The following is a 6,417-nucleotide window of genomic DNA, read 5'->3' on the forward strand; positions in this document are numbered from 1 at the left end:
CGGAATCAGAGCTTGCCTCCCAGTTCGTCCTCGATATGAACCCTGATGATCTCGTCGAACGACTGTTCGGCCTTGAAACCGAGGGCGGTGGCGCGCTTGGCTTCAAAGCCCGGAGCCCAACCAGCGCACATGCGCATGATCATTTCGTCGGGCTCACGGCGGATGAGCGCCACCGCTTTTTCACCTGCGACGCGGCGCAACGCGTCAATCTGTTGTCCGACAGTGGCGCTGAGGCCTGGCATCGACAGGTTGCGGCGCGGGCCGACCTTGTCGACGTCGATCGTCGCGGCGTGGATAAGGAACCCTGCGGCCGAACGGGGCGATGCATGCCAATGGCGCACGTCGTCGGAAACCGGCAGGACCGCCTCCCGTCCAACCAGCGGCTCACGCAGGATGTTTGAAAAGAAACCGGAGGCTGCCTTGTTCGGCTTGCCGGGGCGGATGCATACGGTCGGCAGACGAATGCCGATGCCCTCGAAGAATCCGCGGCGTGAATAGTCGGAGAGCAGCAGTTCGCAGATCGCCTTCTGCGTACCGTAGCTGGTCAGCGGCGTGGTGTGGAACTCGTCCGAAATCGGGTAGGCCAGGGGAGCGCCAAAGACTGCGATCGACGAGGCGAAGACGACGCGCGGTTTGTAGCCATTCTCGCCATTGGCGATCCGGATCGCATCGAAGAGATAGCGCGTGCCGTCGAGATTGATTCTGTAACCCTTGTCGAAATCGAGTTCCGCTTCGCCGGAGACGATGGCCGCCAAGTGGAAGATGACGTTGGGTCTGCCGGTGATGAGCCGGGCGGCTTCGCCCGGAGTAGAAAGATCTGCCGTTTCGAGCGTCACCTTGCCCCTGAAGCCCTCCGGCGTTTCAGGGGTGACCACATCGACCAGCGTCATCGCCTCGATCGGACGATCGCCAAGGGTTCCATCATTCGTCAGCCGTTGAGCAAGCTTGCGGCCGAGCATCCCGGCGGCGCCGATAATCAGAATATGCAACTCGTTTTCCTCCCACTTTTGCGGGTCAACTTCAAACAACCACGCGGCGGCGTTAAAACAAAAGCCATTGTAAGGTTGTCTGATAACCATATATCGTGCGTTTGAAAACAGAATTGTTGCTTGTCATGCCCAGAATGGATTCTACGTCAGGTTGTCTGGTCCAGGCCTATCAGGGATCGATCAGTGCCGAGCACGGTATTGGACGATTAAAGAAGGCGGATCATGAGGCATGCTTGCCGGCAGTTCGGCGAAATTTGTTGACCGCATTGAAAAATGCCATCGACCCGCAGTTGGTGATGAATCGGGGATGCCAACTGGATTTCGAGCGTCATTCATAAGTCGGGAAGTTTTACAGGGGCGGCAGGGCATGTCAGTGGATTTTGGACAACTACGGCGCAATGAGCATCTGCCCTCGCGCATCGCCGCGCAGATTGCGCGCGAGATCACGGATGGCCGCATCCTGCCGGGAGGCAAGCTGCCGACGGAGCATTTTCTGGCCAGCAGTTTTGGTGTCAGCCGGTCGGTGGTGCGCGAGGCGATCGCCCAGCTGCGCAACGAAGGGCTGGTGGAGACGCGCCAAGGCGTTGGGGCCTTTGCAACCGAGATCAAGGCGCGCCAGTCGATCCGCATCGAGCAGAGTGATCTTCATGACCGTGCGACCTTTCGCGATCTCTTCCAGTTGCGTATGCCGTTGGAAATCGAGGCTGCAGGGCTCGCGGCGATCCACCACGTCGAAGCCGACCTTGCGAAGCTCGATACTGCTCTTGCGGCGATGACCGGCACGGACAAGTGGACGGATCAGGGGATCGTTGCCGACCTTGCCTTCCATCGTGTGATTGCAGCGGCGACCGGCAACGAATATTTCGCATTGTTCGTCGGCTTCATCGCAGAGCGGATCAGCCTTGCCATCAGCGCCGCGCGAGCGACCGCCGTTCTTGAGGAAATCGTCGAGTTAACGATTGCCGAGCATGTCGCTGTCCGTGACGCCGTCGCAAGCCGAAACCCGCAAAGCGCGCGAGACGCGATGAGACAGCACTTGCTCGGCGCAGCCAGTCGCCTCGATCTGCCGTTTGAAGCCAGCTGAAAATCCTACGAGGGTGGACATGTCGCTTCAGAATGGATCGCCGGGACATCGGGATCGCCGACTTTCAAGGCGTCTTTCGGTACTGGACAGCCGAAGAAACTATGACTAGAAGGTAGCGCTACCATTGTCAGGCAGCCTGACATCTTGCGGTGCGGCGGGAGGGCCAACTGTGGTGGACGCGGGGGAGGTAGGGAGTTGTATTCCAATAGATCGCTTCAGGCTTCGGATCCTTTGCCCGGCGGCACCGCAGGCGCTCTTGTGATCGGCCGCGTTTGGTCGAGGGCGGCCGACGGTCCGGTTCCGGTTCGCAACGGTCGACTGCTGGATCTGTCACCAATCGCGACGGTCATCGAAATCGATGACCTCGCCGGGGAACTGACCGCCGCAATCAATCGAGCCGACTGCGGTACAGTGGATAAATTCCAGCCTGTCGAAGGGCCGGGCGGCTTCCTGATGATCGACGAAAACCATGACGGCGATCAATCGAAAGCACCGAATTTGCCCGCCAGTCATTCAACCGTGACCAGCGATCGCGCGGAAATTTCGACACTCAGGCGTCGGCGTCTGGTAAACTGGGTGGGTCGCAGCGATGCCTGTTCGCAATGGACCTTCAGGGTCGGCACTGCGCCGGGCAATCGCGCCGAACGCGGCCTATTGTACAGATAAAAGGGGGAGCGAGTGCAAAAGGCAATCGATCTATTTTACAAAGCGCTTGAGGTCCTGCTGATCGCCTTGCTTTCGGGAATGGCGACCATGGTTTTCGTAAACGTCGTTCTGCGCTACGGGATGAATTCCGGGCTGACGGTGTCGGATGAATTGGCGCGCTATTTCTTCGTCTGGCTGACGTTCATCGGTGCCGTCGTCGCATTCCGCGAACATGGTCACCTCGGCGTTGAAACGTTGGTCGCGCTTTTTGGCCGCAAGGGCCGCATCATTTGCATGATCCTGAGCAATCTGGTGATTGTTGCCTGTTCGGCCATCTTCTTCTGGGGGACTTGGAAGCAGCTCCCCATCAACTGGAGCATGAAAGCCCCGGTGACCGGCCTGTCCATGGGGTTCGTCTACGGTAGCGGCTTCTTCACCGGCTTCGGTTGCGCGATCATTGCTCTGGAGCGTCTAGTCCGCCTTCTCACGGGTCGGGTGACCCAAGAGGAACTGGAAGCCTTCGCTGGTGAGAACCTGACGATTGAACAGATGGCGGAACGTACCTGATGACCCTTCTCGTCTTTATCGGCTCGCTGCTCGGAGCCATGGCGATCGGAGTGCCGGTCGCCTTCTCCCTGATGTTCTGCGGCGTTATCCTGATGTGGTACATGGGTATGTTCAATACCCAGATCATTGCGCAGAACATGATTGCCGGGGCTGATACATTCACTCTGCTTGCCATCCCGTTCTTCATCCTGGCTGGCGAACTGATGAATGCCGGCGGTCTGTCGCGGCGCATCATCGACTTCGCCATTGCCTGTGTCGGTCATGTCCGCGGCGGCCTCGGCATTGTGGCGATCTTCGCCGCACTCATCATGGCGAGTATCTCCGGCTCTGCCGCTGCGGACACAGCTGCTCTCGCAGCAATTCTCATACCGATGATGGCTAAGGCAGGTTACAACGTGCCGCGATCGGCCGGTCTGATCGCTGCCGGAGGCATCATCGCGCCAGTCATTCCGCCATCGATGGCGTTCATCGTTTTCGGCGTCGCCGCCAACGTGTCGATCACGCAGCTCTTCATGGCCGGCATCGTGCCCGGCTTGATGATGGGCGTCGCACTGATTGTTACCTGGTTGATCGTGGTGCGAAAGGACAAGATCGAGGCTCTACCACGCGCGTCGAGGAAGGAACGCCTTCGGGCGACCGGACGGGCACTCTGGGCGCTTGGCATGCCGGTCATCATTCTGGGTGGCATCAAGGCGGGCATCGTGACTCCGACGGAAGCGGCGGTCATCGCCGCCGCCTATGCGCTCTTCGTCGGTATGTTCATCTATCGGGAGCTTTCGCCGAAAGCGCTTCCGCACGTGATCCTGCAGGCGGCAAAGACGACCTCCGTGATCATGTTCCTGGTCTGCGCCGCGCTCGTTTCCGCCTGGCTGATCACTGCAGCAAACATTCCGGGAGAAATTACGGGGCTGATTCAACCGCTGATCGATCGTCCGACCTTGCTGATGTTCGTCATCATGATCCTGGTGCTGGTCGTCGGCACCGCATTGGACCTGACACCGACGATCCTGATCCTGACACCGGTTCTGATGCCAGTCATCAAGGAGGCAGGCATCGACCCCGTCTACTTTGGCGTCCTGTTCATCATGAACAACTGTATCGGCCTGCTGACCCCGCCAGTCGGCGTCGTTCTCAACGTCGTCAGTGGCGTCGGTCGTGTTCCGCTTGGAAAGGTAACGGTCGGTGTCTGGCCTTTCCTGCTCGCGCAAACGCTCGTGCTTCTGCTCCTGGTCCTGTTTCCGGACCTGGTTATCGTACCGGCTCGATGGCTGCACTGACAGTCATCGAGCCAAGGTTTCTCGCTCAACAATCCATGGGAGGATACTATGAGAAAACTGCTTCTGACCACCACGGCCATCGCTCTCGCCTTTACCTTGGCGTCGCCGGCTTCAGCCGAATTCACCGAGCGCAATATCCGCGTGTCCAACGGCATCAATGCCGATCACCCGGTCGGCAACGGCATCGAGGCCATGCAGAAGTGCCTCGATGAGAAGTCCGGTGGCAAGCTCAAGCTGACAGCCTTCTGGGGCGGCGCTCTTGGCGGCGACCTTCAGGCAACCCAGGCGCTCCGCTCGGGCGTCCAGGAAGCCGTCGTCACCTCGTCGTCACCGCTTGTCGGCATCGAGCCGGCTCTCGGCGTGTTCGACCTGCCGTTCCTCTTCTCGACTGCGGACGAGGCCTACAAGGTCCTCGACGGTAAGTTCGGCGACATGATGGACGAGAAATTGGCTGCGGTCGGCCTGGTCAATCTTGCCTATTGGGAAAATGGCTTCCGCAATCTGTCGAATTCCGTGCGCCCGGTCACCAAATGGGAGGACCTGGAGGGCATGAAGGTTCGCGTCATGCAGAACAACGTCTTCCTCGACACGTTCCAGAACCTTGGCGCCAATGCGACGCCGATGGCCTTTGGTGAGGTTTTCTCGGCGCTGGAGACCAAGACGATCGACGCCCAGGAAAACCCCTATGTGACGATCGACACCTCGAAGTTCTTCGAAGTGCAGAAATACGTCACCCAGACGAACCATGCCTATACGCCGTTCCTGTTCCTGTTCTCCAAGGCGATCTTCGATACCTACGCGCCGGAAGAGCAGGCTGCCCTGCGTGAATGCGCGGTCGTCGGCCGTGACGTCGAGCGTCAGGTGATCGGTGATCTGAACAAGAAGTCGCTGGAGAAGATCAAGGCCGCGGGCCTCGAAGTGAATGTTCTTTCTCCGGAAGAGCAGGCGCGTATCCGCGAGAAGTCGATGGTCGTGTACGAAAAGCACAAGGCTGAAATCGGCGCCGACGTCGTCGACGCCATCCTCGCCGAGCTTGCCGAAATCCGCAAATAAGCCAGCGACATGCTGTGCTTCGGCAGCATCATCATATGGAAGGCCCACGGCATATGCCGTGGGCCTTCTGCTTTTACAGCGCCGCGGGTCAAAAATGACGCGCAAAGGTCGCTGTAACGCTTTAAATATGCAGCATAACTTTATCCTTAAATCGATTCCGATTTAAGGAATTATGCAGTAGGCGGCTCAGGGTACGTCTAAGGGGCGGTCCGGTTGGCGTTTCTTCAACTGCTGTTCGCGGAAGAAGATGAACATGCCGGATCCGATGATCAGCGCTGCACCCACCATCATGCTGCGGCCGGGAACGTCATCAAAGAATATCCAGCCGAAAACGATTGCCCAGAGAAGCAGCGTGTACTGAAGCGGCGCGACGGTCGCAGCATCAGAGATTTTCAGTGCGCGGTTGACGAGCATATGCGCCGCCATCGCGACACCCCCCAGAAGGCACAACAGCGCGAATTCCGGCGCCGAGGTCAATGGCGTCCAGTCGAACGGAGCAAAGACCAGGCCAGCAAGGCCGGCTCCGCCGAGCTGGAACAATACCAGCGTCTTGTCCGGGGTTGAACGCAGGCTACGGCCTGACAGCAACATGAAGGCAAAGGCGAAGGTGCCGACGATCGAAATGATGGCGGGCGTCGTGAACATCGCACTTGACGGTTCAAGCGTGATGATGACGCCGATGAAGCCGACGAAGATTGCCGTCCAGCGCCGCCAGCCGACCCTCTCGCCCAGCAACAGCGGCGAGGCGGCCGCGACATAGATTGGAGCCGCCAGCCAATAGGTCATGACGTCAGCCAGCGGC

At 59.1% G+C, this 6,417-nt stretch carries 7 protein-coding genes and 1 pseudogene; 6 read left to right on the top strand and 2 right to left on the bottom strand.

What is annotated here, in order from left to right; all coding sequences use genetic code 11:
- Positions 1-5 precede the first annotated feature (5 nt).
- Positions 6-989 (bottom strand): D-erythronate dehydrogenase, encoded by a 984-nt coding sequence (gene denD, locus VL202_RS04280; RefSeq protein WP_325462931.1) that lies wholly within the window; start codon positions 987-989, stop codon positions 6-8.
- A 167-nt stretch (positions 990-1,156) separates the two neighbouring features.
- Between denD and VL202_RS04285 the strand changes: the two are divergent.
- The 6 genes and pseudogenes from VL202_RS04285 to VL202_RS04310 form a co-directional block, all read left to right on the top strand.
- Positions 1,157-1,327: pseudogene (locus VL202_RS04285) on the top strand (FAD-linked oxidase C-terminal domain-containing protein); the annotation flags it as partial.
- Positions 1,328-1,356: 29 nt separating this feature from the next.
- Positions 1,357-2,073: a FadR/GntR family transcriptional regulator gene (locus tag VL202_RS04290; RefSeq protein WP_325462937.1), complete on the top strand. Its 717-nt coding sequence runs from the start codon at positions 1,357-1,359 to the stop codon at positions 2,071-2,073.
- Positions 2,074-2,331: 258 nt separating this feature from the next.
- Entirely contained in the window at positions 2,332-2,739 is a 408-nt protein-coding gene (locus VL202_RS04295; RefSeq protein ID WP_325462932.1) for a hypothetical protein, read from the top strand.
- 12 nt (positions 2,740-2,751) lie between these two features.
- Entirely contained in the window at positions 2,752-3,285 is a 534-nt protein-coding gene (locus VL202_RS04300; protein ID WP_325462933.1) for a TRAP transporter small permease, read from the top strand.
- Positions 3,285-4,562 carry a TRAP transporter large permease subunit gene (locus tag VL202_RS04305; protein WP_325462934.1) on the top strand — a complete coding sequence of 426 codons (1,278 nt, stop codon included), beginning with the start codon at positions 3,285-3,287 and terminating at the stop codon, positions 4,560-4,562. Before VL202_RS04300 ends, VL202_RS04305 begins: the two co-directional genes overlap by 1 nt.
- A 48-nt stretch (positions 4,563-4,610) precedes the next feature.
- Positions 4,611-5,615, top strand: coding sequence for a TRAP transporter substrate-binding protein (locus VL202_RS04310; protein ID WP_325462935.1), 1,005 nt, complete (start codon positions 4,611-4,613; stop codon positions 5,613-5,615).
- A 186-nt stretch (positions 5,616-5,801) separates the two neighbouring features.
- On the opposite strand, the gene VL202_RS04315 is transcribed toward VL202_RS04310, so the two are convergent.
- The coding region (locus tag VL202_RS04315) for a DMT family transporter (RefSeq protein WP_325462936.1) at positions 5,802-6,417 on the bottom strand (616 nt) is incomplete at its 5' end.

The organism is Pararhizobium sp. (genome assembly GCF_035497515.1).
In the GTDB taxonomy this organism is placed as follows: Bacteria; Pseudomonadota; Alphaproteobacteria; order Rhizobiales; family Rhizobiaceae; genus Pararhizobium.